This window comes from Desulfofundulus sp. JL263-se (genome assembly GCF_056316025.1).
The window spans coordinates 192,134-217,613 of record NZ_CM149993.1 but is presented as its reverse complement, the minus strand read 5'-3'; the positions used below and the strand labels follow the sequence as shown (position 1 = coordinate 217,613).

The window sequence follows — 25,480 nt, the reverse complement described above, 5'->3', positions numbered from 1 at the left end:
CGGGGCGTCTCACTTTTTATATCATATCGGGAGTAAAAAAAATAGAAACCCAAAACCTTATAAGGAATGGGTTTCTATCCTTATCCCATGGAAATGCTGGCTAATTTATAATTTTAGTGTTATTTACTGGCAACAGGGAAGCAGAAGGGAAGCATACCGAATACCAGCAGAATCAAGATCAAGAAAAGAATGAACGCCCCGTCAAAGTTGGGGAATGCCCCGCCATAACCCATATAAAAAACCTCCTTAACTTTTTAACTGTCTAATTGGAGCTATTTATCAACAACGGGAAAGCAGAAGGGAAGCATACCGAATACCAGTAAAATCAAGACCAGGAAGAGAATGAAGGCACCGTCAAAATAAGGGTACGGCATATTAAATAACCTCCTTAATATTTTAATTGTTTAATTAGCAGGCTACTTGCTGGCAACAGGATAGAAGAAGGGAAACATGCCGAACACCAGTAGAATCAGGATCAAGAAGAGAATGAACGCTCCGTCAAAATTCGGAAATGCTCCGCCAAATGCCATTTATATTCCTCCTTTCCTTGTTTTTGTCTTTTGACAGTACTAAAAATATGCACCCGTATTACAAAATGTTACTTGTCTTGAAAAATTTAAACAAAATTTTGGGAATTAATTTAGTTAAGGTCCTGCTTGTAAACCCGGTAAAGCTTGATAATTTCCCCCCCGAACACCGGCTTGATAATTCTTCTTTTTACAGCACTGTTGCTTTCAGCCACCTGGGACGCCTCCCCTCCGGTAAAGCCCAATTTTTTGCACCGTTTATAAAACTCCTTCAACACAAGCCAGTGAAGACCCCTGTGTTGAAATTGAGGCACTACCCCCCCGATAGCCAGCCTTATTTTCCCCCCGCTGCCATCCTTGCGTGGTTTTTTGTAAGGAATGGAAAAAAGCATGCCGGCCGGCTTCCCTTCTACCTCCATAATAATGAATAAATCGGGTGGGACGTAAGAAGACGCGTTCTTTAAAAATCCCCGGACATCATTGAAAGTCATTGGAATAAAACCCCACATCTTGGAGAAGGCTTTATTAAATATTTCTTGCAACAGTTTTGCTTCCCTGAAAAGTGCCCTGTAATTCACGGAACGGATAACAACACCCGGCGGCTTTTTAGCCCGCTCCAGCCTTTCGGGGAGGGATTCGGGGAGTTCCCAGTTAAAACATTCCAAATCGTGAATTTTGGTAAGCCCCGCTTCTTCTATTAAATTCTGGTAGTAAGGGGGATTATAAGGTATTTCCCTCTGGAGTTCGCGGTCAAAGCCTTTTATTAATAACCCCACCTGCTCGTTGGTATTCAGCGTGGCCGGGCCAATCATAACCTGCTTGCCGTTTTCCCTGAGCCATTCCGCCGCCGCCCCGAGGAGCGCTTTAGCCGCCGGTGGGCTGTCAATGCACTCAAAGCAGCCCCAAAATCCTTCCTCCGGTCTGGGATTCAAGCTGTCTATGGACGCGGTTACCCGCCCCACCGGCCGGTCCCCGTCCAGGGCAACAAAATTGGCAAAGCGCACGTGCTGCAGCACCGGGTTTGCCAGGGGCATAAAGCGCACCCTGGTGGCAGCGCTGCTTGCCGCGGGTGGGACGGCCCCTTCCCCGTAAACCAGGGAGGGTACTTCCAGAAACGCCTCCATGGCGGCACTGTTATTTACCCTCACGATTTTAAGTTCCATGTTATTCCTCCGGTTCATTCTTATTTTGTAAGCTTATGTTTGGTTGAAAACCACCCCTCTTCCATCTTTTGGCTCTATTTTGCATATTATTCAAAAACGTCATCCGGTGTTACATGCCGGGTTTTGTAATATATTGAATACCGTCCATGTAACGGCAAAGAAAAACCGGACCTTCGGGCCCGGATAAAAACAAGAACAAATCGAGGAGGGAATTTTTTTCGTTTATTGGCGCGCTAAAGGACGCCTTTTACATAAAATAAAAACCTTCTTTACAATCTTTACAATAAGTTTATGATGTCTCAAAAGAAATTTACTAAAGTAGGGGTGAGCGTTTTTTTATAATGGTCAGGGAATCCTTCCAAGAACAACTGAACCAGCTGCGGAACAACATTCTGCGGATGGGCAACCTGGTGGAAAGAGCCATAGACTTGGCCATGACGGCACTGAAAAAACATGATACGGAACCTGGCGGAAAAAGTGGTAATGGACGATGAAAAAATTGATAAGCTGGAACTGGAAATTGAAAAGCAATGCCTGCAGCTTCTTGCCCTGCAGCAGCCCATGGCCGGGGACCTCAGATTTATCAGCACGGCCCTTAAAATTGATACCGACCTGGAAAGAATGGGCGATTACGCCTGCAATATAGCCAAAATCGTATTAACCCTGAGCGATGAACCCCATATAAAGCCGCTGATCGATCTGCCCCGCATGGCGGAAATAGCGCGACAAATGATCAATGAAAACTTGACGGCCTATGTTAACAAAGACCGGGAACCGGCATTAAAGGCTGCCGAAAAGGACCACGAAATCGACCATCTTTACAATAACATATTCAGGGAACTGCTGGCACTAATGACGGATGACCCTAAAAACATACGGCAGTCCACATATTTGCTGCTGGCTGCCCGGCACCTGGAGCGCATAGGGGATCACGCCACCAATCTCAGCGAGTGGATAATATATATGATTACCGGAGAAATGCTCGAATTGAACGAGTAAGGCACTTCTTCTTCCCGGCTCCTGCCTGGTTGTCAAAACTCAGAATTAGCAGGATAAGAATCAAAAACAATGTAAAAGGATTGGCATCTATAGATGACTTCCCTTTATCCTCATTCCCTTTAATTTTTCGATTTATCAGGTCAAACTTTTCTTTTCCCATGAAAGGTCAAGGCCTCCTTGCGGCCTAAATTTTTAATGGTTTTATTTTCAAAATAATTCAAAATTTCCCTTGCAGCGGCAAAAAAAATTCGTATGAATAATTGAATTATTTCCGGGTCAATTTCTCTATTTTGATTATTATCAGCCGGATTATTATCTTTTGAATCAAGTTTATGATACGGGTATTTATATAAATGCATATTTATAGTACACCTCGCACAAAAGCCGGCTTAACCACCCTGCAACAGAAAATTAAACTATTCCCGCTCATTCTACAGCTGTATTTATACAATATTCATGATTTCTTCAAATTGTTACCAAACTCAATTTTTTGTATAACCTAAACCCCCTCAACAAACTTTTAAACTAGGACTGCCTCCAACGCCGCCATGGCCAGCTCGGTGGCTCAGGAGGAAAATGCCATCGGCTATGTGGGGCTCGCTTTCCTGGATGAGAAAGTGAAGGCCGTATCTGTAAGCAAGGAGGGGGGAAAGCCGGTAAAGCCCAGCGTGGAAGCGGCAAAATCAGGCAAATATCCCATCGTTCGCGATTTGAACATGTATACCATCGGTGAGCCCGGGGGCCTGGCCAGGGCGTTCCTGGATTTCGGCTTCAGCGACGAAGGGCAGGCCATTGTGGAAGAATTAGGCTACCTCCCCGTTAAATAATAGATTAAGCAGCGAGAGGCCGGTAGGGAATTATCCCCGCCGGCCTCTCGCTTTTTTCGGCAAAGTGAAGAAAAATTGGGAGCCCTGGCCGGGCTTGCTTTTCACGCCCACCGTGCCGCCGTGGAGATCCACCAGGTGTTTGGCGATGCTCAGCCCCAGGCCCGTACCGCCCTGTTCGCGGCTCCTGGTTTTATCCACCCGGTAAAACCTTTCAAAAACCCGGTCTATGTCTTCCGGGGGTATGCCGATTCCCGTATCGCGCACCCATACCACAACATCTTCTCCCTTTTCCGCCGCCTTCACCCGGGCCACCAGTTCCCGCGGGCTGAAGGGCTTGGTAATATAATCATCGGCCCCCAGTTCCAGGCCCAACACCGTATCTATCTCCTGGTCCCTGGCAGTAAGCATGATAACGGGCACCGTTATGCCTTCCTGGCGCAGGCGGCGGCAAATATCAAAGCCGTCCACCCGGGGCAGCATGATGTCAAGCACCACCAGGTCAGGCTTCTCATCCCGGATAATATTCAGCGCTTCTTCGCCGTCATAGGCCTTTAAGGTGGTAAACCCCTCTTTTTCCAGGTTAAATGTCACCAGCCGGACTATGGACTTTTCATCGTCAACCACCAGTATCTTTTGAGCCATATTTTAACCTCCGAAAAAGGTCTCTTACTATTAATTTTCGACCGCTTAAATTAAATTTCTGTATTTCTCCGGCCTGTGCCGGCGGATAAAAACCCGGCCATTTTCACGAACTTAAATCCCGGTTCATTCGCCGGTTTGTCAAAATGCCTGCCATGGGTTATTATAAAGATACAGGGGAGGAAAACATCCCCCGCTTTAATTAACAACTTTTAGGAGGTTTTAATTTTTATGCTCGCCAGTGCAAAAGATACCGGCGAATGCGACCGACGATGCAAATTTAAAATTTATAAGCTAAGTCAGCCGCAAAAACAGGTGAAAAAACTGGCCGGTATTTACAAAAGCGCCTACCGGGATTACCCGGAATATGCCTTTACGTTGGAAAACGATATTGTCAACTACCTGAAATCCCTTTGGGAAGAAAGCTTTCCAGACGTGCTGGTCGCCGATAGCGAGGGGGAACTGCTGGGGTTTATTGTGGTGGACACCTGCTGGACGATATGTAATGGAGAGCCCGCAGGTGAAGTACATGAATTTGCCATCGATTATAAATACCAGGGACTAAAGATCGGCTCCACTTTGTTTAAGGCAGGTATTGATTATTTGGAAAGCCGCGGCCTACAAAAAATAGGCCTCTGGGTGGGTAACCACAACAAGCCTGCCCTGGCCCTGTACACAAAATACGGCTTCAAAAAAGTGTACAGTAATAAAATGTGGACCAAGATGGAGCGGCAGGGCCAAAGAAACTATAAGGGGAATTGGAGGTTTTTAGCCGGAGTTGTGTAAAAAAACAGCGCCTCAGCTGATTTTAAAAATGCCACCTCAGCGCAGGTGGCATTTTTTAATTCTCTTTCAGCCAGCGGGCCCCGGTAATCAGGCAGGCAAATACCTCTGCCGCCTTGACCACCTCCGGTAATTCAATATACTCTTCCTCAGTATGGCTTACCGATAAATTCCCGGGCCCGAAAACCACCGGCCTCTTACCGGAACAAAACAGGTTTTCCCCGTCAGTCCAGCTGCGTATACCTCCCAGGCAGGGCTCTTCACCCAGTGCTTCCCTGAAACATGCTCTCATTAAAGATACTACAGGCTCATCCTTACCGATCTCATAGGAACCGGAGACATCCACCCACTTACTCTCCACCCCCCCGTATTCATTTAACAGGTTGTCAACAGCGTTTTGCACCTCCTCCGGCTCCTGGCCGGGCAAAACCCGAAAATCAAGGATCAGCTCGCACTGCCCGGGTACCGCCATTTCCGTACTGCCGCCCTTTATCATTTGCAGGTTATATCCCCCTTCCCCGATAAGGGGGTGCTGGCGATTTAAAGCGGGTAACCTTTTAAGCCGGTCCAGAAGTTCAATTGCCCTGAAGACGGCGTTTTCCCCGCACTCATACTCCCCGCCGTGGGCTGACCGGCCGTAAACCCGCAGGTGTACTGTCACCGAACCGGACTGGGCGATACATACCTTTAAATCCGTAGGCTCTATTACCACCGCGGCACTCCCGCCCAGCCGGGCCAATTCCTCCGAGCCGCGGCCTTCCTGCTCCTCATCTACGGTAAAGGCAAAAGTTACGGGCGGAATATCCTTCGTGCCCAAATCTCCTTTCTTGAAAAGCTTATGCATTGCCGCCAGCAGGGCGGCAATGCCCCCCTTCGCATCCGCTGCTCCCCGGCCGTAATACCGCTCCCCCACGATCTCACAGCGGCACCCAATACCGTTTATTACTTCCGGAACGGTATCTGTATGGGCCGTGATTATCAAACCGGGCTCGGGCAAGGGATTGACCAGTAAATTATGACCCGCCCCCGCCACCGGCTGGTGCCTGGTATGCAAGCCCATGGCCCGGCACCTTTTTTCCAGGTAGGCAAGCACTTCCCTTTCGTCGCCACTGACACTGCTAATTTCCAGCAGCCGCTGCAGTTCCTTTCCTGCAACAAAGGCCAACCTGTCCCTCTCAAAAGACATCCGCCCACCCCCCTTTTTCCATTCCTCTGATTCTGTATTTTACACGGCATATTTCGCCCCGTACAGGTCCGCGGAAAATCCCTTTCAATGTTTTAAATAATATAAATTCTTAGGCCGGCCCCTCCTGCCGCAACTGCCGTAAAATATTTCCACGCCGGCACTGCCGGCCTCCACCAGGTACTGCAAATACCTGTGCACCGTGGGATAGGCGAGGTTTACCTCCCGGCAGATGTCCTCTATGGCCAGGGCATCATTCCTTTTCTCCAGGCAATTGACTATTATTTTCAAAGTGGCGCTGTTGATCCCCTTTTCCGGGAAGAGCTCCCTCCGTTCCCCGGCCATTTCCCTTTGCAATTGCCTTATCTTTAAATTCACTTTGATTCTGCTTATCAAATCCGGGGCCCTGATGGGCTTCAAGGCAAAATCGGTAGCCCCGGCCTCCAGATAGGCATCAGCGAGATCCTGTCTTTCATCCACGGTAAGCACCAGGATGGGAGTTACCTTATCAAGCTCACGTATTTTCTTTACGGTATTCAGCCCGTCCATCCCGGGCATATGGTGGTCCACCAGCACAATATGGGGATTCCTTTCCTGGAAAAGACGGAGCCCCTCCCTGCCGTCGGCGGCGGTTACAGCCTTCCACCCCGCCAGAGAGCATATTTCCCCAATGGTGAAGCGAATATCTTCATCATCATCAATTATCAAAACAAGTTTACTGGCATCTGTCACCCGCTTCTTCCCCCCGCAAATATATGGTAAAGGTAGTCCCCTCTCCGGCCCTGCTGGAAACTTCAATGACACCCCCGTGGTCCTCGATTACTTTTTTCACAAAGGGCAAGCCCAGCCCGGACGAGTTCCCGGTACTGAAGCCCGTTTCCCAAATTTTATCCAGGTTTTCCGGGGAAATACCCACTCCGTTATCGGTTACGGAAATACGGACACCCCCGGAGTCACTGCCGGCAACAATATCTATCCTGCCGTTTTCCATGCCCCCGGTTGCCTCCAGGGCATTTTCCAGGAGGTTGATAAGGGCCCGGGCAAAGCGCACCCTGTTTACTTTAATACGCGGCAGGCCGTCCTCAACACGGAAATTAACTTCTTGCTCTGTCTTCTCGGGAATTATCTGCGCCTGTACGTAATTGATCAATTCCGGCACACCAATTACCCTCTTGACATTTTCATGGAGTATTTCCGAAATCATCTCGTTCATGCTGGTTACCGAGCGGTCAATCCTGCGAAAATACTCCCTGTCCTTTTCATCCCGCAGGTATTTCATTTCCAGGAGGGAGCACAGTCCGTTAATTGTCATCAGGGGAGTTTTCAAGTCGTGTACCAGAGAATGCATTTCCTGGAGGGACCTGACCTGTATGGACTGCAGCCGGTAGCGCTGCAGCTCCTTTTCCTTCTGCTTGGCATCCTCTATTTGCTTAATCTGCCGGTAATAATTATTAATTAAAACCGAGGTTATAACGGCTATCAGCACCAGGGGGATGAAAAAAGACATGCTGATAAAACTCATAACGGGCCTGGAATTAAGGTAAGCTGCACTCAACTTGATGCTCACGGCTATTTCGTCCCTTCCCCACCCGAAGCGGTCCAAAAAGGGACTGAGGTTCAGCCAGTAACAGCCCAGCAGCAGCTGGAAAGTTATGGTGACCCTGTGAATAATTTTTAGCCTCCTATGCCGGGGCGCTGCCGCAAGGAATATAAAACCGGTAACAATCACAGGAATAAAGATATTGGGACGAAATCCCGCCAGCCGGAAAACAAGGAAGTAAAGGACTACGGCAGTAAGCAAATTAACCCCGAAGGAAATCTCCCCGCCAAGCCGGTGGGAATATTTCTTGGTAATTACACCACTTATCATGAAACTTCCCAACATAAGGGGTACGGCCCCCGCGGTTACGCTTAAAGAATACAGGCCACCGGCCAGAATCAGCAAGGCGCTGTTCACATTTTTTATGCTGGACTCGATTATTTCCAGTACCAGAAAAAATGCGGGCTGAAGGGAAAACAGTATTACCGCTGCAATAATAATTGACAAGAGCCCGGCCCAGAAAGTATTCAGATTTTTATCGGACATTGCCCTTCACCTGTACGCGGAATTCAAAGGAGCCTTTACGTCCCTTATGTCCTTGCAAACGGTAAGGGGAATACCCTTTTGGGAAGCTATTTGACCGAACAAGTTATCAAAATTTCCATCCCGGACCACAATTAAATAGTCGGCCTGGGGTGCAAAGCGCCTGATTAAAATATCGTCCCTTCCTCCCCGCCGGTCTTTCCCGCCCACGTGAACCACAATGACGGCACCGCCCTTCCGGCGCGCCGCATCCACCAGGCCCTGCACCCGCCCCATTTCCTCCTCAAAGTCCAGGTTAACCTTTTTAAGGCCCGTACGGCTGTATCCCAGAACCAGAACCAGGCTTTCAAACCACTGGAAGAAATCCTCGCCGCCGGCCTTCTTGCGGTAGGAATAGGATAAATGCAGTTCCTTCAACACCCGGGCGATGATCAGGCCGTCGGTACTTTGCCCGGCAGTTGTAACCATTACCCTTTTCTCCGCCACCGGGCGGGGAAGATGAGGTACTGTCCACGGCCTCCCCCCTGAATTGCGGGGAAAGGCGTAAAAAAGGGATAAAATGATTAATATTAACATCAAAACGACAAACCTGCGCAACAGCCGCCGCCCCCGTAAGGTTCTTTTAGCCAACAAAAGTATACCTTTCGAGGCCGGTTAAGTGATTACCTGCCCGTAATATGCCGGTATTTTCTGATATTTTTGCCAAAAATAAAAAAACACAGCCAGAAGCTGTGTTCTATCGCGCCGCAGTCTTAAGCAGGAGGTCAGGTCTTAACATTCAACAATATGTCAAATTTGAGATCCGACCCCTTATTGAGAATCCTTGAGCCTGGGGTCAAGGGCATCCCGCAGGCCGTCCCCCAGCAGGTTGAATCCCAGCACCACCAGCAATATTGCCGCTCCCGGGAACATTATCACCCAAGGGGCAATTTGCATGACATCCTTGCCCTTATTCAGCATGATGCCCCACTCCGGAGTAGGGGGCTGGGCCCCGAGTCCCAAAAAGCCCAGGCCGGCGGCATCCAGGATGGCGGTGCCTATGCCCAGCGTGGCCTGGACAATAAGAGGGGCCAGGCAATTGGGCAGCACGTGCCTGAATATTATCCTGTAATTGCTGCAGCCGCAAACCCTGGCGGCCTCTATGTATTCCATCTCCTTTACGGATAATACGGCGCCCCTTACCACCCGGGCGTAAATGGGTATGCCCACAATGCCGATGGCAATCATGGCATTGGTCAGCCCGGGCCCCAGCATGGCCGTAATAGCGATGGCCAGCAAAATATAAGGGAAGGCCATAAGGATGTCAATAAACCGCATTATCACCAGGTCAAGCTTGCCGCCGTAATACCCGGACACCGCCCCCAGCAGGGTGCCGCATAACAGGGAAATGCCCACTGCAATAATACCCACCTGGATAGAAATGCGCGAGCCGTAGATAATGCGGCTCAGAATATCCCTGCCCAGGGCATCGGTGCCAAAGGGGTGTTCCGCCGACGGGGGCTGCAGCCGGTTCGGCAAGTCGGGGCTTTCGGGATCGTAAGGCGCCAGTACGGGTGCCAGCAGGGCAGTCAGCACCAGGACGCTCACTATGCACAGGCCCAGCACGGCTGTCTTCTGGCGCAAAAGCCGGCGGAATCCCTCCGCCCAAGGTCCCCTGCTTGAAGATTCCAAAGCCAGATCCACAGCTTTACCGGTTGCCCTTGCCTCAGGTACCGTCATGTCCCGGACCTCCTCAGTCGAAACGAATCCTCGGGTCAACATAGGTGTAAAGGATGTCGACCAACAGGTTAATAGTCACGAAAATAAGGGATACCATTAAAATACCGCCCTGAACAACGGGGAAATCCCTGGCAGCAATGGCCACGAACAGCCAGCGCCCCACCCCCGGCCAGGAAAAAATCTCCTCAGTCATTACAGCGCCGCCTAAAAGATAGCCAAATTGCAGGCCGATAACCGTTAAAACCGGCAAGAATGCATTTTTTAAGGCGTGACGGAATATAACCAGCTTCCCCGGCAGCCCCTTGGCCCATGCCGTACGAATGTAATCCTGGCCCAGTACTTCCAGCATGCTGGACCGGGTAACCCGGGCAATCATGGCCATGGGTATGGTGGAGAGGGCCGCGGCCGGCATAATGATATGAGCCAGGGCGTCTTTAAAGGCTTTCCAGTTCCCCGTTAAAATACTGTCGAGCAGGTAAAGATTGGTGATTGTTTGCAGCTCTGTCCCGATACTTAGCCGCCCCGAGGGGGGCAGCAGGTGAAACTTCACCCCGAAAAGCCATATAAGCATCAAGCCCAGCCAGAAAATGGGAATAGATACCCCGAACAAGGCCATCCCCATGGATAAATTATCGAAAAGGGAATAGGGCCTCACGGCCGAGATTATTCCCGCCAGCCCCCCTACAATAACGGCAATGGTCAGGGCGAAAAGAGTAAGTTCAAGGGTGGCGGGAAATTTACGGGCCATCTCCTCGGTTACCGGCAGCTTGCTGCGGACCGAGCGGCCCAAGTCCCCGTGCACGGCTTTATTCACAAAGCGCGCGTACTGCACCGGCAGCGGGTCATCCAGCCCCAGGGATTCCCGCAATTCAGCCAGGGCCTGGGGTGTGGCCCTTTCCCCCAGCATCATGCGGGCCGGGTCACCGGGAACCAGGTGAATAAGGAGAAAAGACAGAATAGATACTCCAATGATTACAGGGATGATCATGAGTAATCTTTTTATTATATAGTTAAACACTTCAAGTCCCCCTCAAAACGAGGCTCGGACTTTGCCGTTCGCCCCCGCTCATCTCAAGCCGACCGCTTCCGGGCAAACGGCAAGTCATCGCCCGTGCCCCCTCGGGGGGCACGGGCAGGATAAGTCCATTAACATTTAAACTACTGAACGCTTACGGTATTCAGCTTCTCCATACCGGTGGGATGCGGTACATATCCCTTTACATATTTGTGCATGACCAGCGGGGGAGTGGTATGGGTCAGGGGTACCCAGGGGGCGTCTTCGTGTATAATCTCCTGGGCATCCCGGTACATTTGCGCCCTCTTTTCCTGGTCCATTTCCTTTTGGGCCCCGATTAACAGGTCGTGCACCTCGTCATTCTTGTAGAAGGCATAGTTTGAGGAACTGCCTTTAACGGCATTATCCTTATCCAGCAATACATACAGGAAGTTATCCGGGTCGCCGTTATCACCGATCCAGCCCAAAAGAATCATGTCATGTTCACCGTTTTCAGCCTTCTCCAGGTAAGTACCCCACTCGTAGCTGACAATCTCAGCCTCAACACCCACTTTTGCCAGGTCGGCCTGGATGGCCTCGGCAATCTTTTGCGGCTGGGGCATGTAGGGCCTTGGATTGGGCATGGCCCACAGGGTGGTCTTGAAGCCGTCCGGGTATCCCGCTTCGGCCAGGAGGGCCTTGGCTTTGGCAGGATCGTACTCGTACGGCTCGATGTCATCGTTATAACCCCACAGGGAAGGAGGCAAGGGATTCTTGGCCGGCTTGGCCAGCCCGGCAAAGAATGCCTCGATGATGGCTTCTTTGTTGATGGCATGATTGATCGCCCGGCGCACCAGCGGGTTATCGAAGGGCTCCTTTTCCGTGTGCATGGCCAGGTAGCCCACATTCATACCGGGCCTGAGCACTACTTTAAGGTTTTCATTGCTCTTTGCCGCCGCCACGTCGTCGGGGTTCACGCCGTCTATAATATCAACGGTCCCGGCCTGCAGCTCCAGGAAGCGGGCGGAATTGTCGGGTATGGAGCGGAATACCAGTTCATCGATTTTGGCCTTTTCGCCCAAGTAATCTTCATTTTTCTTCAGAACAATCTTATCGTCCGGGACCCACTCTACAAACTTGAAGGGCCCGGTACCCACGGGGTGTTTGAAGAAATCTTCACCGTATTTTTCCATGGCAGCAGGGCTGGCGATGGCAAAGGAGAACATGGCTATGTTCTGGATGAAAGGAGCAAAGGGCTCTCTCAGGGTAATTTTTACTTCATACTCGCCGGTAGCCTCCACAGACTTGACGATACTGTCCTCGCCGTAACCGTTAAACATGTAGGCCCAGTATTTGCACTCGCCGTTGTTCAGCGGGTGGTCCTTGTTTATCCAGCGCTCGAAGTTATAAACCACGGCGTCGGCGTTAAAATCAGTGCCGTCGTGGAACTTTACACCTTTCCTCAGCTTGAAGGTCCATACGGTGCCGTCCTCGGACACGCTCCAGTCGGTGGCCAGGGCAGGACGAACCTTGGTGCTGTCGGACTCATACTCCACCAGGGTGTCATAGATGTTGATGGTGACCTTGGCCGATTCACCGTCGGTGACGATGGCCGGGTCAAGGCCCACCGAATCACCGCCGCGGCCCCAAACCAGGATATTTTCCTGTTTCCCGGGCTCCCCGGCGCCCTCTTTGCCGGCCCCTTCCCCGCCGCAGCCGGCGAGCAGGAGGGACAGTCCCAGGAGCACTGCCAGGCAAAGAAGCAGAACCTTTCTTTTCATTTGTTACATCCCCCTCCATAATTTAATTGAAATCCTGTACCCTGTTAATCCTGTCAAAAAAATTTCCTCCCTGTCCCACCTCCTTTTCCCCCCAAATTACCTCAAATGACAGGCAACATAGTGCCCTGAACCGGTATCCTTTAGCTCAGGCTCCTGTTCCCGGCATATTTCCTTTCTCTCGGGGCAGCGGGTATGAAAACGGCACCCCGGCGGCGGGCTGACAGGGCTGGGCACGTCCCCCGAGAGAATAATTCTTTCCTTTTTGTAATTGGGCCTGGGTACCGGTATGGCCGAAAGCAAGGCCCGGGTATAGGGATGCTGCGGGTGGGAATACAGGGTGCGGCAGTCCGCCAGTTCCATTACTTTCCCCAGGTACATCACCGCCACCCGGTCACTGATATGCTTTACCACGCTTAAATCGTGGGATATGAAAATCAGGGTCAAACCGAAATCCCTCTGCAGGTCCTCCAGCAGGTTGATGACCTGAGCCTGAATGGAAACATCCAGGGCCGATACCGGCTCGTCGCATATCACCAGCCTGGGGTTGACCGCCAGGGCCCGGGCTATACCGATTCTCTGCCTCTGCCCCCCGCTGAACTCGTGGGGATACTTGGAGGCATGATAACTGCTCAGCCCAACCGTTTCTAAAAGTTCCCACACCCGGTCCTTCAGTTCTTTCCCGCCGGCAAGTTTATTGACCACCAGCGGCTCGGCGATTATGTCGCCCACTGTCATGCGGGGATTCAGGGAAGCATAAGGGTCCTGAAAAACCATCTGCATCTCCCGGCGCAGGGGGCGCAGCTCGTCCTGGCCCAGGCGGGAAATGTCCTTCCCTTTAAAGATCACCTTGCCCCCGGTGGGATCCAGGAGACGGACAATCAGCCTGCCTGTGGTGGATTTACCGCACCCGCTTTCCCCCACCAGCCCCAATATTTCTCCCTCTTCAACCTGCAGGGAAACACCGTCCACGGCCTTAACATGGGCGGCGGCCCTGGGAAGGATGCCCTTGTAAATGGGAAAATATTTTTTTAAGTTTTCCACCTTGAGCAACGGCTCAGCTGCGGGCATTTTCCGTCCACCTCTTTTTAGTTAACTGTACAAGTGGCAGGCAACCACGTGGCCGGGGCTGATTTCCACCGGCGCGGGACTTTCGGCCAGGCAGCGGTCCCGTACCTCTCGGCAGCGATTAGCAAAATTACAGCCCGGCGGCAGGTGCCTCAGGTCAGGGGGCACTCCTTTAATGGGGGTGAGTCTTCTTTTATCATCACTGTCCAGATCGGGCAAGGAACCCAGCAGCCCCCGGGTATAAGGATGCCCGGGACTATTGAAGACGGTCTCCACATCAGCCTGTTCCACCGGCTCCCCGGCATACATTACCAGCACTTTCTGGCACAGCTCCGCCACCACACCCAGGTCGTGGGTAATCATAATAATGGCCGTTCCCGTTTTTTTCTGCAGTTTCTTCATCAAGTCCAATATCTGCGCCTGAATGGTAACATCCAGGGCAGTTGTAGGCTCGTCCGCTATCAGTAAACCGGGCTGGCAGGCCAGGGCCATGGCTATCATGGCCCGCTGGCGCATGCCCCCGCTTAACTGGTGCGGGTAGCTTTCCGCCCTTTTCTCCGGCTCGGGGATGCCCACCTGCCTGAGCATTTCCACGGCCTGCTCCATGGCCTCTTTTTTATTTTTTTTCCGGTGCAGCATGAGCACCTCGGCTATCTGGTAACCCACGGTAAGAACCGGGTTCAGGGAGGTCATCGGGTCCTGAAATATCATAGAAATTTGATCCCCCCTGATTTCCCGCATTTTGGCCTCCGGCAGGGTAACCAGGTCGGTACCCTTATATAAAATACTTCCCCCCACAATTTTTCCCGGCGGGCTGGGTATCAGGCGCATGACAGACATGGCTGTTATGGTTTTCCCCGAGCCCGATTCACCCACAATCCCCAGGGTCTCCCCTTCATTGAGGGAAAAACTGACCCCGTTCACTGCTTTAACCACTCCAGCCCTGGTAAAGAAGTGGGTTTTCAGGTCCCTGACCTCTAACAGTGGCCGGCTCATAAACGTCCTCCTGCATATATTTTCAAACATACTGAATATGACAAAATTCTTAAGTAAATTACACACCCTACTTTTTAACTCCTATTATTTATCTTTTTTTCTCTCACTGTTTCAAGACAAAAAGAAAACCACCCCTGACAAATTTTAGCCGGGGGTGGTTTTTATGAATAATTATGCAGTTTTCCCCTTATGAGGCAACTTTAACTTTGGAGTCCCTCCTGCTCATAAATTTTTGGTATACATAAATGGCCGCAAATACAGCCAGACCGATAAGGTCGCTGTATATCCCGGCATAAAGCAGACCCAATCCCGCCGCTATAAGCAGAAACCGCTCCACGACCGACAGGCGCCTGTCAATGAACCCCGCCATGGCGGTACCCAGGCAGAACATTCCCAGAATAGCGGTGCCCAGGGCCCTGGCAAAGGTAACCAGAGTAGCATCCACCATTAAAAGCTGGGGCGATAAAACAAACATGTAGGGTACCAGAAATGCACCTGCGGCAATCCGCACGGCCTGGATAGCAGTCAGCATGGGATTGCTGTTCGCCAGGCCCGAGCCGGCATAGGCCGCCAGGGCCACCGGCGGCGTAATGTCCGCCACAATGCCGAAGTAAAATACAAACAAGTGGGCGGCTATTACGGGAATATTATCAAAGGCCAGCAGGGCGGGGGCAGCCATGGTGGCGGTAATAACGTAGTTGGCAGTGGTGGGCAGGCCCATACCCAGAATAATACTGGCTATCATGGTGAAGAACATGGTTAAAAGCAATTTCCCCTGGGCCAGGTCCAGTATCCCGCCGGAAATCCTCAGGCCCAGGCCCGTCAAGGTTATAACACCCACGATAATTCCGGCAGCGGCACAGGCCGCAATCACCGGCAGGGCCACCCGGGCCGATTCCGCCAGAATTTCCAGCAAGACGGGCAGGGTTAATTTGAATTCCAGTTTCCTATACTTGCCCAGCAGGGCCGCTACTATCATGGTAATGATATTAACCAGCAGGGCGGTGGCAATGCCCATTAAAGCCGCCCGCATGGCCGACATGCCCATGGACAAAATGACAATAATTACAATAATGGGCAATAACAAGTACCCCTGCCTGGTTAAAAGGTAAGAAAGGGGAGTCAGCTGGCTGCGGGGTACCCCCTTAACGCCCACGCGCTTTGACTCAAAGTGAATCATAATGAACTGCCCGGTAAAAAACAGCAGGGCGGGAATTACAGCTGCCTTGATAATTTCCGAATACTGCAGGCCCGTAAACTCGATCATCAAAAAGGCAGCCGAGCCCATAATGGGCGGAGTAATCTGTCCGCCGGTGGAAGAAGCGGCCTCCACGGCGGCGGCAAATTCCGGCCTGTAACCCGACTTCTTCATCATGGGGATGGTAAATACACCGTTTCCCACGGTGTTGGCAACGGAACTTCCCGTAATCATGCCGGAAAAAACACTGGTAAGGACACCCACCTTGGCGGTACCTCCGGTCATCCACCCGGTCATGGACATGGCCAGGTCGGTAAAAAACCTTTCCAGGCCGGTTTTTTGCAATATTACGCCGAACATCAAAAACAGGTAAATGAAAGTGGCGGAAATGGAGATGGGTATGCCGAAGATACCCTCAAGGCTCAAAAAGGAATGGGAAATAATCCTTTCCACGCTGAAGCCTCTCTGCTGGAAAAAGCCGGGCATGTAGGGCCCCAGGTAGGCATAGGCCAGGAGAGCCGTAGCCAAAACCACAATGGGAAGCCCCACGCACCTCCGGGCCGCCTCCAGCACCAGCAGCACACCTACCCCCGCCATGACGTAATCCAGGTCATTATACATGCCCACCCTGGAAATTATGTCCTCATAGAAGAAGAATTGATACAGTCCCGCGCTGAACCCCAGGGCGGCCAGAATAAGATCGGGAACCGGTACTCCATGGAACTGCTTATTATAATACTTGGCTGTCTGGAACAAGCCTAAAACGATAATTGCCGCCGCAGCAACGGGCAGGCTTATTTCCTGAATAAAATAAAGGTAGCCCGCCGTACCCATTAGTGCCCCGGTCATTGCCCAATTGCCCGGGGAAACTTGAACTATCCCTTTCTTATTACCGGGATAGAGCAGGAAAATCAATCCCAGGGCCATGGCCACGTGAAAGCCCCGCTGCTGGTTGGAGGGCAGCGTGCCAAACACGGCGGTATACAGCTGGAACAAACTTAAAATAATGGCTACCGAAAAGACGAGCCAGCGCCAATTTCCCAGGGCAGGTTCTTTGCGGTAATTGGCCCCCACGTCATATTTTTCAATAACTGCCTGGGCGTCCACCTCGGATTTTCCGTTATTGTTACCGTCATATGCATTTACTTTTTTTTCCTGCTGTTTTGCCTTAATTTCTTTCCCGTTATTCTTATTCAGCTGATTGTTATGAGTTTTTGCCATGTGATCACCTGTCGCTTCCTATTCTTGCCGGTACAAAGGCGGGGGCTTCTGAACGAGGTAAAATATACAGGAAGGAATTATTCACCAGAAAACATAAAAGAAGGGTCTTACATAAAAATCCACGTAACTGCCGCCATGAGTAACATCCAAAAGACGCAGGCGGGCACCGTCGCGGAAAAACAAGGTATGGTCGGCTATCACTTGCCCCACCCTTAAAGGCACACGATCAAAGGTGCGGTTTTGATAAGTAACTTTGTAATAGCCCTCTTCAACACTAAAGGTGGTGCTTTCATTAGCCAGATTCTCCGGGCCGGCAGGCAAGTTGGAGCCAAAGGAATCGTAACGCATTTCCTTCAAGGCCAGGGTATGACTGTCTTTTACGTAATAAACTTCCTCCACCGGCTGCTCGGTAATGGAGTGAACGTAATGCAGGGTGAAGGTTTCGCCTGTATCCACAGGCCTGCGGAAAAGGACTTTACCGGTCTGGTGTTCCTGAACAATTAAAATTGCCGGTGGTGCCAGAAGCCACGCTGCCGGCACCACCACTAAAAGCAGGCCAAACAAGCCAAGAGCTATTTTAACACAAGAAATACGGCGAAGGCCAATCATTCTTACTCAAGAATACCCTTTTCCTTGTAGTATTTTACTGCACCCGGGTGCAGGGGTACCGGGTCAAAGCCCTTCACGGCATTATCCAGGGTAATCTGGTTGCCGCGGTCGTGGGCCTTGGCAATGGTTGCCACATTCTCGTACATTTCTTTGGTCAGGTTGTATACCAGTTCCTCATCCATATCCTCGGGCACGTAGAGAGATGCCCACTGGGCCACGGTATAGCTGGTTTCATCCTGCCCCTTATAGGTTCCCGCAGGAATTTCGTAGGGACTGAAGGCAGGAGCCTGCTCCAGCAATTTGTCCAGCCCGTCCCCGGTAATGTCAACGATATCAACCGGAGTGGCAGTGGAAATGTCCACTATATTGGCAGCTGGAACGGCCAGCACCGCAAAGGCGGCGTCCAGGAGACCGTCCTTCAACTTTCTGGCGGCATCGGCAAAGGTATCCTGGAACTTTTGAATGTCCTTGTCGGGATCAATACCATATGCCTTCAAGATTTTGATAGCAGCAGATGCGGTGCCGCTGCCCACGGGCCCAATGGATACCCGCTTGCCCTTCAGGTCCGCAACGGTCTTGATGCCCGAGTCCTTGGGAGTGACAATTTGCATAACCTCGGGGTAAATTACTCCCACCCCGGCAATGTTGTTCACGGCGTTGCCTTCAAAATCATCTTTACCCTGCCAGGCCGCCTGGGCAACCCCGTTCATGGCCATGGCCAGGTCGGTTTCGCCGCTGGCCAGGAGACGAATATTTTCCACGGAAGCACCGGTAGACTGAACAGTAACGTTAACCCCTTCAATTTTGTTGCTCCAAACTTCCGCAATGGCGCCGCCCAGCGGGTAATAAGTACCTCCCGTACCGCCTGTGGCCATCAACAAGTTAGTGGTTGCTCCGCCTTTTTCTCCTCCCTGCCTGCTTCCTTCCTGGCCTGACCCCCCACAGCCGGCCACCACCAGGGATGCCGCCAGCACCAGGGCCAGTAACAATACCCACGACTTCCGCATTGTAAGACCTCCTTTTTATTTTTATTTTTTTAAAAAATCAGTAATTTCTCAAATATTCTGTTAATTAACTAAAGAAATTAAGCGCACAGGATAAACAGGATAAAACTGGACTATTTATATTCAATTTTATCCTGTGAATCCTGTCCAGGCCGAGCTATCTAAATAACACCGTTGGGACAGCGGAATACCTTGCCTTCCCAGGTCCTGATCATTACATAATCCTTGCCCATGGACAGCAGGTACTGGGGCAGCAGCGGAGTCTTGCCGGCACCTCCCGGGGCATTGATGATGTACCACGGTATGGCCAGGCCTGAGGTATAGCCGCGCAAGTTCTCCATTATTTCCAGCCCCTCCTGAACGGTGGGCATAAAGTGAGTGGTACCCCTTACAGGCTTGGCATGGAAAATATAGTACGGGCGGACATGTATCTTCAACAATTCATGATTTAATTTTTTCATCACATGCTTGTCATTGTTAATCCCTTTCAGTAAAACGGCCTGGTTACCCAGTTGAATGCCCGCCTTGGCAAGCAACCTTGTGGCCCGCAGTGCTTCCCCGGTCACTTCCTTGGGATGGTTGAAATGGGTATTCAGATACAGCGGGTGGTGCTTTTCCAGCATATTGCAAAGCTCCGGGGTTATGCGCTGGGGCATGGTTACCGGAGTTCTGCTGCCGATGCGCTTAATTTCCACGTGCTCAATTTTATCCAGCTCGGAAAGTATCCAGTCCAGCCTGTCGTCAGATAGAGTAAAGGGGTCGCCGCCCGTAATCAATACGTCCCGGATCTCCGGGTTTTTCCGGATATAATCGATGGCGGCCTCAATATCTTCCACCGGCGCCGGCTTATCCACTTCTCCTATATTCCTCCGGCGCTGGCAGTGCCGGCAAAACATGGCACACTGGTTGGTAACATTAATAATCAGCCGGTCGGCATAGCGCCGGGTAATTCGCGGGGCCGGGGAAGTGTATTCTTCCGCCATGGGGTCATCCTCGCCGCAGGTGTCCATCAATTCCCGTATGCTGGGCACACCCTGCATACGCACCGGGCACTCCGGGTCAGCCGGGTCCATGAGGCTGAGGTAGTAAGGGGAAATGGCCCAGCGGAACTTTTTACTAACCTCTTCAAGCTGCTTTACTTCTTCATCCGACATCGATAAAAATTGCCGCAGGGTTTCTACATCACTTATCCTGTTGCGCAGCTGCCAGCGCCAGTCATTCCAGTCCTCTTCACCGGCGCCGAAATAAGCCAAAATTTTCTTTTTCCTGGCCTCGTATTCCTTTTCCAGCTTAAACCCGGTAGGAATATTTTTAGACGCTTCCAAATATTCCTTAATACGGTCCTTAAGTTCCTCAGCCCTTTTCAGGGCCATTTTTCGTTTTTCAGAAATACCCATTAAATTCACCTCATTTTAGAGTTAACTGCAACAACTTGTTTTTAAAAGTAAGTTGGAATCGAACTATATATTCCCCGTTTTTTATTCAATTCCTTCTTAAAGAAAAAAAATAAAAAATTTATTAAAAAAGCTTTATATCATAATTATTATTCCTTGCCCAAGCAGTATTTATCGATTTTCCGGCCCGGCATTACGGCAAAACTTTTATCAAAACAAACAGCCTCCGGCAGGTTTATACCGGCAACCTACCAGAGGCGCCCTCATTTTTCACCACTAAGCCCGTACTTATTGATTTTCCGGTAAATGGTGGCCCTGCTGATGCCCAGTGCTTCGGCAGCCCGCTTTTTACCCTCCTCCGACCAGCCATAAATTTCCAAAGCCCGGCTAATAGCCTCTTTTTCCAGCTGCTCCAGGGGCTTGACTTCCAGCGAATTTACCGGCAGCGGAACCTTCTCCTTCTTTTGGCGCAGGCGCGGGGGAAGGCTCTCCGGTAAAATCAGCGGGCCCTCTTCCAGGTTGATGGCGTACTCCACGGCATTGATCAATTCCCTGACATTACCGGGCCAGGAATATTCCAGGCAAATTTTCATGGCCTCTTCACTGATGCCCTTTATGTTCTTGCCCAGCAGTTTGGCAAAGCGGCGCATGTAATGTTCCAGCAGCAAGGGTATATCTTCCCGGCGCTCCCTTAAGGGAGGGATTACCAGGGGAATAACACTGAGCCGGTAATACAAATCTTCCCGAAAGCGCCCCCGGCGTACCATCTCCTGTAAATCTTTATTGGTGGCCGCAATCACCCTTATATCCACGGGGATAACCTGGGTACCGCCCACCCGCTCTACCTGCCTTTCCTGCAAGACGCGCAGCAGCTTGGCCTGCAAGTACAGGGACATATTGGCAATCTCATCCAAAAACAGAGTGCCGCCGTTGGCCAGCTCAAACTTACCCGGCTTGCCGCCCCTCCTGGCGCCGGTAAAGGCCCCTTCCTCGTAGCCGAAGAGCTCGCTTTCCAATAGATTCTCCGGTATGGCCCCGCAATTAATGGCCACAAAGGGCTTGTGGCCGTGCGCCCCCGCGGAGTGAATGGCCCGGGCAAAAACCTCTTTGCCCGTGCCGCTCTCCCCTACAATAAGCACGGTGGAATTACTGCGGGCCACTTTGGCGGCTCTGGCCTTGACCTCCCGTATGGCCTTGCTCTCGCCGATGATGTCATTAAAGTCCATCATCTCCTGGGTTGTGACAATCTGGTAAGCCAGTTTCTGGGCCTCCCGGAAATCCCGGAACGTGGCCACAACCCCCGCGGGGCCGTCTTCCTCGGAGCGGATAAGCTTGGCGGTAACCCACAAGTGCAACTTTTTGCCCCTGAAATTTATAAAATATTCCCTCGACTCAAAGCCCCTTCCCTCCCGCAGCACTTCCAAAAGGGGCATACCGCCGAAAATTTTTTGAACGGGCTTTCCCACTACCCTTTCCTTTTTAATCCCAAACATCCTTTCCGCAGAGCGATTGAAATGAGTAATTATCCCGCGCTCGTCAATGGCCATAACCCCCTCGTAAACCGAATCCACCACTGCTTCCAGCCTGTTGGCCATGACGAACTTTTCCTTAACCATTTCCCGCTCCACGGCCTTGGCGGCAATCAAATCGGCCATACGGCCCACGAAATCGATAAGGGTTTCGGTGTTATCGGTAAGGGTTCTTCTCTGGGTTTCATCAAAGGCCACAAGGCTGATGGTGCCAATTACCTTGTTTTCGGCACGAATGGGATAAACAAGGTAGGCCTTGTAAAAACAGGTCCCTGAAAGGGGGCACGACAAGCAGATGGGGTGGTAGCCCGGCTTGTTTATAAACACATGTTCTCCCGTTTGCAGCACGTGCTTGTTAACCAGCCCGCGCAACAAACGGTTTCCCACACCCGAGCGGACCTTGCCGGTGCCCGCCACCCGCACCAGGTCAGCGTCTATGATTTCAACCTCCACTTTCAGGGCGGCGGCAATGGCGTCTGAAATACGCTGTTCCGTCTCCCTCACCTGCATTAAGCTGAGCATATTGATTGTATCCTCCAAGTACAAAATCATACTAAAAACGGAGGCTGATACCATGCCTCCGTTTTTTATTTATTATATTAAAACACCGCCTGTTGAAAGTTCAATATAAATTGTTTACCTGTTCCAAGCAGTTTGAAAAAGAAAACCCCAACGGCCAAACTCCCGCCATTAAAACCCCGCACCCCGGCCCAAGCCCCGCGGCAGTGCTAGGCGCCACCTTATTACCGCCGTTTCCCGATCCATTTTCAAACCCGGACAACGGCACCCGCCTTGTCCAATAAGAGTTCACGGGTTATTCCTTAAGCCCATCCGCGTATTTTTATGGCCTCGGCAATCCTTTGTATGGACACCATGTACGCCGCAGTGCGCATGTCAACGCCGTGTTTCTTACTCATATCGTAGGTTTTATTGAAAGCATCAACCATGATCCGCTCCAGTTTGGCATTCACTTCTTCTTCAGACCAGTAATAGTTCATCATATTTTGCACCCATTCAAAGTACGAGACGGTAACCCCACCGGCGTTGGCAAGGATATCCGGAATTACCAGGACCCCTTTTTCAAAGAGTATTTTGTCCGCGTCAGGTGTAGTAGGCCCATTGGCGGCCTCGGCAATTATCTTTGCCTTGATGCTGCCGGCGTTTTCCCCGGTAATCTGGTTTCCCAGAGCGGCAGGAACGATTATGTCCACTTCAAGCCCGAACAATTCGTGGTTCGCCAGCGGCAGCGTTCCCGAAAGGCCCTCTACGCTTCCGCTTTCTCGCTTATGGTCAACGGCTGCCTGGGGATCAATCCCGCCGGGGCTGTAAGCCCCACCACGTGAGTCAGTAATGCCGATTATCTTGCAGCCCATTTCATACAGCAGCCTAGCCGCTATACTTCCCGCATTGCCGTAACCCTGTATGGCCACGGTAGCGTTCTTCAAATCGACACCAAGGCGGGCAGCGGCTTCGCGGATAACAAAAGTGCAACCCCTTGCCGTTGCCTCGTTGCGGCCCAGAGAACCGCCACAAACTATGGGCTTGCCGGTGACGATCCCCGGCTGATTGCACTGTTTCAATTTACCGAACTCATCCATCATCCAGGCCATTACCTGGGAGTTCGTGTATACATCCGGTGCTGGAATATCTTTTTCTGGGCCGATATTTTGGGAAATGGCATCTATATATCCTCTGGTTATTCTTTCAATTTCTCCCTGAGACAGTTCTTTGGGATTGCAAATTACCCCGCCCTTACCCCCTCCATACGGAAGGCCGACTACACCGCACTTGAAAGTCATCCACATGGCCAGGGCCTTCACTTCATCAACATTAACCCCAGGGTGGAACCTTACGCCACCCTTGCAGGGGCCCACGGCGTTGTTATGCTGAACGCGGTACCCTTTAAAAACGCGGGTGCTACCGTCATCCATTTTTACCGGGAAGGTTACTTCCAGCACCAATTGCGGTTCTTTCAGCATATCCGCTATCGGTTTTTCCAGGCCCAACTTTCCAGCGGCTGTATCAATTTGCTGCTGCGCAATTTTAAAGACATTCAATTTGGCCACAAACTACACCTCTTTAAAATTTTATTATTAAAGCAGCCGGATCAAACAACGGCACTTTGTTTGGATTGCTCAGATTCTCTCTTACATTGATTTTTATAAACAATTTCTATAATTGCTGGGTGATTTTCCCGCCTTGGTTTTAAACACCCGGCTGAAATAACGGGGATTTTGAAATCCCACTTTGCTGGCCACCTGGGAAACGCTGTAATTCAAATTTTCCAGCAGCTTTTTCGCCATCTCTATTCGGTAGTTGTTCAAATACTCAATGAAGGTGCAGCCCATCTCTGCCTTGAAAATGTGGGAAAAGTAACTGCTACTTAAATGTACGTGCCTAGCCACCTGTTCCAAGGATATGTTTTTACTGTAATTTTCCTCGATGTATTGAATTGCCCGCCGGATAGTGATAAGCTTATATTCGTTGTTGCTCATAAGAACAAGTTCACTGAAACAGCTGATAACTTCTTTCAGCCAATCGCCGACCTGCTCAACTATTTCAATGCCGTTCAGTTCCAGGGCGAATTTTAAATGCAGCGAAAGCAACTGTTTTGAATCGGCACCGCCCTCTACTGCGGCCCGGCCCAATATTATCATGAGCTCCAGCATTTGCAGCTTTATTAACTCCGGATCCACGTTTCGCTTGGAATATATTTTTATTAATATCTCGTCCAGGCTTTTCAGGGCCTCATTTTTATCTCCCAAACGCACTTTCTTAACCAGTTCCTGCTCTTTGTCGTAAGGCAATACCGGCACATTTTTAAAAAACGGTTCAATATCTTTGGCGTGGATTATAGTATTTTTTCCAGCAAAGAACTTGTGTTCCAGCGCGCTGAGGGCTTCCTGGTAAGATAAGTGCAAGTTCCTGGCGTCCTCGTACCGGTTTCCTATGCCTATGGAAACGGTAAACCCCGTATTCCGTTCCACAAAGGTTTTAATCCTTTCGGCGCAATCGAAGGCATTTTGCTTCACTTTCAAATCATCGTACTGGGGCGGAAGTCCCAACAAAACAACTATCTTGTCCGCCGCCGTAACGGCGGACAAAGCTTCGGGTACAGAAGAAGTAACCTTGAGAATGGCGTTGAAAACCTCTTGGCGCACCGACTGCTTCCAAAATTCACTTTTATCTGCAGTCAGCTTGTGAAAATCATCTATACTAACAACCAGCGAAACGTTGGGAATAGCACTTAAGCCGAGAATTTTGCTCTTGTCCCAGATTTCTTTAACATTTTTCAAATTGCCCAAAATCAAATCATAAACAAAACTGGTCTTTAAAGCGGGTATTACCTGTTCCAGCGAAACCCGTGGCCGGTCACCTTCCCTCCTGTTTTGACCGCACAATTCACTCAGAATATTATTCAGCTCAACTTGGTTTAAAGGCTTCAACAAACAGTCGCAGGCACCGGATTTAAAGGCAACCCTCATTTTTTCCCCGCTGCCCGCACTTGCAACGGAAAGCACTTTACATTGTACATACTCTTCCCTGATTGTCGCCAGAAAATCGCGTACATCTTTTTCTTCTTCTTCCACCGCGTCCAGGTCAACGACAAAAATACCGGGACGCAAAGTTGCCAGCATTGTCCGGGCTTCTTCAACGGTGTTCACCCGCCAGCAGGTTTTTAAGTCCAGTTTCCGGGCGGCAACTTGCACCAAAGTATATACTTCATCCTTTTGGGCCAGAATTAACAGAGCGGCCATTTTCACCC

At 50.8% G+C, this 25,480-nt stretch carries 23 protein-coding genes; 4 read left to right on the top strand and 19 right to left on the bottom strand.

The window, feature by feature from the left end:
• Positions 1 to 640 precede the first annotated feature (640 nt).
• Positions 641 to 1,690: a hypothetical protein gene (locus tag ACX4JR_RS01140; RefSeq protein WP_476059226.1), complete on the bottom strand. Its 1,050-nt coding sequence runs from the start codon at positions 1,688 to 1,690 to the stop codon at positions 641 to 643.
• Positions 1,691 to 2,031: 341 nt separating this feature from the next.
• Here ACX4JR_RS01140 and ACX4JR_RS01135 point away from each other — a divergent pair, with 341 nt between their 5' ends.
• Together ACX4JR_RS01135 and phoU are read left to right on the top strand one after the other, a co-directional pair.
• Complete coding sequence (locus ACX4JR_RS01135) at positions 2,032 to 2,184, top strand: hypothetical protein (protein ID WP_476059225.1); 153 nt, start codon at positions 2,032 to 2,034, stop codon at positions 2,182 to 2,184.
• On the top strand, positions 2,174 to 2,689 hold the full coding sequence (gene phoU, locus ACX4JR_RS01130; protein ID WP_476059224.1) for a phosphate signaling complex protein PhoU: 516 nt from the start codon (positions 2,174 to 2,176) through the stop codon (positions 2,687 to 2,689). The genes ACX4JR_RS01135 and phoU overlap by 11 nt, the downstream gene beginning before the upstream one ends.
• A gap of 140 nt (positions 2,690 to 2,829) precedes the next feature.
• Here phoU and ACX4JR_RS01125 read toward each other — a convergent pair whose 3' ends face one another.
• A complete protein-coding gene (locus ACX4JR_RS01125) occupies positions 2,830 to 3,048 on the bottom strand; it encodes a hypothetical protein (protein WP_476059223.1) in 219 nt (72 codons plus the stop codon).
• Positions 3,049 to 3,237: 189 nt separating this feature from the next.
• Between ACX4JR_RS01125 and ACX4JR_RS01120 the strand changes: the two genes are divergently transcribed.
• Positions 3,238 to 3,516 carry a PstS family phosphate ABC transporter substrate-binding protein gene (locus tag ACX4JR_RS01120; protein ID WP_476059222.1) on the top strand — a complete coding sequence of 93 codons (279 nt, stop codon included), beginning with the start codon at positions 3,238 to 3,240 and terminating at the stop codon, positions 3,514 to 3,516.
• Between the two features lie 30 nt (positions 3,517 to 3,546).
• On the opposite strand, the gene ACX4JR_RS01115 is transcribed toward ACX4JR_RS01120, so the two are convergent.
• Positions 3,547 to 4,158, bottom strand: a complete 612-nt coding sequence (locus tag ACX4JR_RS01115; RefSeq protein ID WP_476059221.1) for a response regulator — start codon at positions 4,156 to 4,158, stop codon at positions 3,547 to 3,549.
• A 228-nt stretch (positions 4,159 to 4,386) separates the two neighbouring features.
• Here ACX4JR_RS01115 and ACX4JR_RS01110 point away from each other — a divergent pair, with 228 nt between their 5' ends.
• Positions 4,387 to 4,941: an N-acetyltransferase family protein gene (locus ACX4JR_RS01110; RefSeq protein WP_476059220.1), complete on the top strand. Its 555-nt coding sequence runs from the start codon at positions 4,387 to 4,389 to the stop codon at positions 4,939 to 4,941.
• A 55-nt stretch (positions 4,942 to 4,996) separates the two neighbouring features.
• Here the strand turns inward: ACX4JR_RS01110 and ACX4JR_RS01105 are convergent, their stop codons facing one another.
• The 16 genes from ACX4JR_RS01105 to ACX4JR_RS01030 form a co-directional block, all read right to left on the bottom strand.
• Complete coding sequence (locus ACX4JR_RS01105) at positions 4,997 to 6,124, bottom strand: M20 family metallopeptidase (protein WP_476059219.1); 1,128 nt, start codon at positions 6,122 to 6,124, stop codon at positions 4,997 to 4,999.
• 84 nt (positions 6,125 to 6,208) lie between these two features.
• The gene (locus ACX4JR_RS01100; protein WP_476059218.1) at positions 6,209 to 6,853 is read right to left on the bottom strand and encodes a response regulator; all 645 of its coding nucleotides are present in this window, start codon (positions 6,851 to 6,853) and stop codon (positions 6,209 to 6,211) included.
• On the bottom strand, positions 6,837 to 8,207 hold the full coding sequence (locus ACX4JR_RS01095) for a sensor histidine kinase (RefSeq protein ID WP_476059217.1): 1,371 nt from the start codon (positions 8,205 to 8,207) through the stop codon (positions 6,837 to 6,839). The genes ACX4JR_RS01100 and ACX4JR_RS01095 overlap by 17 nt, the downstream gene beginning before the upstream one ends.
• A gap of 6 nt (positions 8,208 to 8,213) precedes the next feature.
• The gene (locus ACX4JR_RS01090; protein WP_476059216.1) at positions 8,214 to 8,834 is read right to left on the bottom strand and encodes a DUF6305 family protein; all 621 of its coding nucleotides are present in this window, start codon (positions 8,832 to 8,834) and stop codon (positions 8,214 to 8,216) included.
• 180 nt (positions 8,835 to 9,014) lie between these two features.
• Positions 9,015 to 9,923: a nickel transporter permease gene (gene nikC, locus ACX4JR_RS01085; RefSeq protein ID WP_476059215.1), complete on the bottom strand. Its 909-nt coding sequence runs from the start codon at positions 9,921 to 9,923 to the stop codon at positions 9,015 to 9,017.
• 13 nt (positions 9,924 to 9,936) lie between these two features.
• On the bottom strand, positions 9,937 to 10,941 hold the full coding sequence (locus ACX4JR_RS01080; protein ID WP_476059214.1) for an ABC transporter permease: 1,005 nt from the start codon (positions 10,939 to 10,941) through the stop codon (positions 9,937 to 9,939).
• Between the two features lie 140 nt (positions 10,942 to 11,081).
• Positions 11,082 to 12,698, bottom strand: a complete 1,617-nt coding sequence (locus ACX4JR_RS01075; RefSeq protein WP_476059213.1) for an ABC transporter substrate-binding protein — start codon at positions 12,696 to 12,698, stop codon at positions 11,082 to 11,084.
• Between the two features lie 96 nt (positions 12,699 to 12,794).
• Complete coding sequence (locus ACX4JR_RS01070; RefSeq protein WP_476059212.1) at positions 12,795 to 13,766, bottom strand: ABC transporter ATP-binding protein; 972 nt, start codon at positions 13,764 to 13,766, stop codon at positions 12,795 to 12,797.
• 21 nt (positions 13,767 to 13,787) lie between these two features.
• A complete protein-coding gene (locus tag ACX4JR_RS01065; protein WP_476059211.1) occupies positions 13,788 to 14,759 on the bottom strand; it encodes an ABC transporter ATP-binding protein in 972 nt (323 codons plus the stop codon).
• 187 nt (positions 14,760 to 14,946) lie between these two features.
• The gene (locus ACX4JR_RS01060; protein WP_476059210.1) at positions 14,947 to 17,178 is read right to left on the bottom strand and encodes a TRAP transporter permease; all 2,232 of its coding nucleotides are present in this window, start codon (positions 17,176 to 17,178) and stop codon (positions 14,947 to 14,949) included.
• Between the two features lie 81 nt (positions 17,179 to 17,259).
• A complete protein-coding gene (locus ACX4JR_RS01055; protein ID WP_476059209.1) occupies positions 17,260 to 17,787 on the bottom strand; it encodes a DUF1850 domain-containing protein in 528 nt (175 codons plus the stop codon).
• A 2-nt stretch (positions 17,788 to 17,789) separates the two neighbouring features.
• Complete coding sequence (locus tag ACX4JR_RS01050) at positions 17,790 to 18,794, bottom strand: TAXI family TRAP transporter solute-binding subunit (RefSeq protein WP_476059208.1); 1,005 nt, start codon at positions 18,792 to 18,794, stop codon at positions 17,790 to 17,792.
• A 158-nt stretch (positions 18,795 to 18,952) separates the two neighbouring features.
• Positions 18,953 to 20,188, bottom strand: coding sequence for a glutamate 2,3-aminomutase (eam, locus tag ACX4JR_RS01045; RefSeq protein WP_476059207.1), 1,236 nt, complete (start codon positions 20,186 to 20,188; stop codon positions 18,953 to 18,955).
• 260 nt (positions 20,189 to 20,448) lie between these two features.
• Positions 20,449 to 22,236 carry a sigma 54-interacting transcriptional regulator gene (locus tag ACX4JR_RS01040; protein ID WP_476059206.1) on the bottom strand — a complete coding sequence of 596 codons (1,788 nt, stop codon included), beginning with the start codon at positions 22,234 to 22,236 and terminating at the stop codon, positions 20,449 to 20,451.
• A gap of 299 nt (positions 22,237 to 22,535) precedes the next feature.
• The gene (locus ACX4JR_RS01035; RefSeq protein WP_476059205.1) at positions 22,536 to 23,780 is read right to left on the bottom strand and encodes a Glu/Leu/Phe/Val family dehydrogenase; all 1,245 of its coding nucleotides are present in this window, start codon (positions 23,778 to 23,780) and stop codon (positions 22,536 to 22,538) included.
• Between the two features lie 93 nt (positions 23,781 to 23,873).
• Positions 23,874 to 25,472, bottom strand: a complete 1,599-nt coding sequence (locus ACX4JR_RS01030; RefSeq protein WP_476059204.1) for an AraC family transcriptional regulator — start codon at positions 25,470 to 25,472, stop codon at positions 23,874 to 23,876.
• Between the last annotated feature and the right edge of the window lie 8 nt (positions 25,473 to 25,480).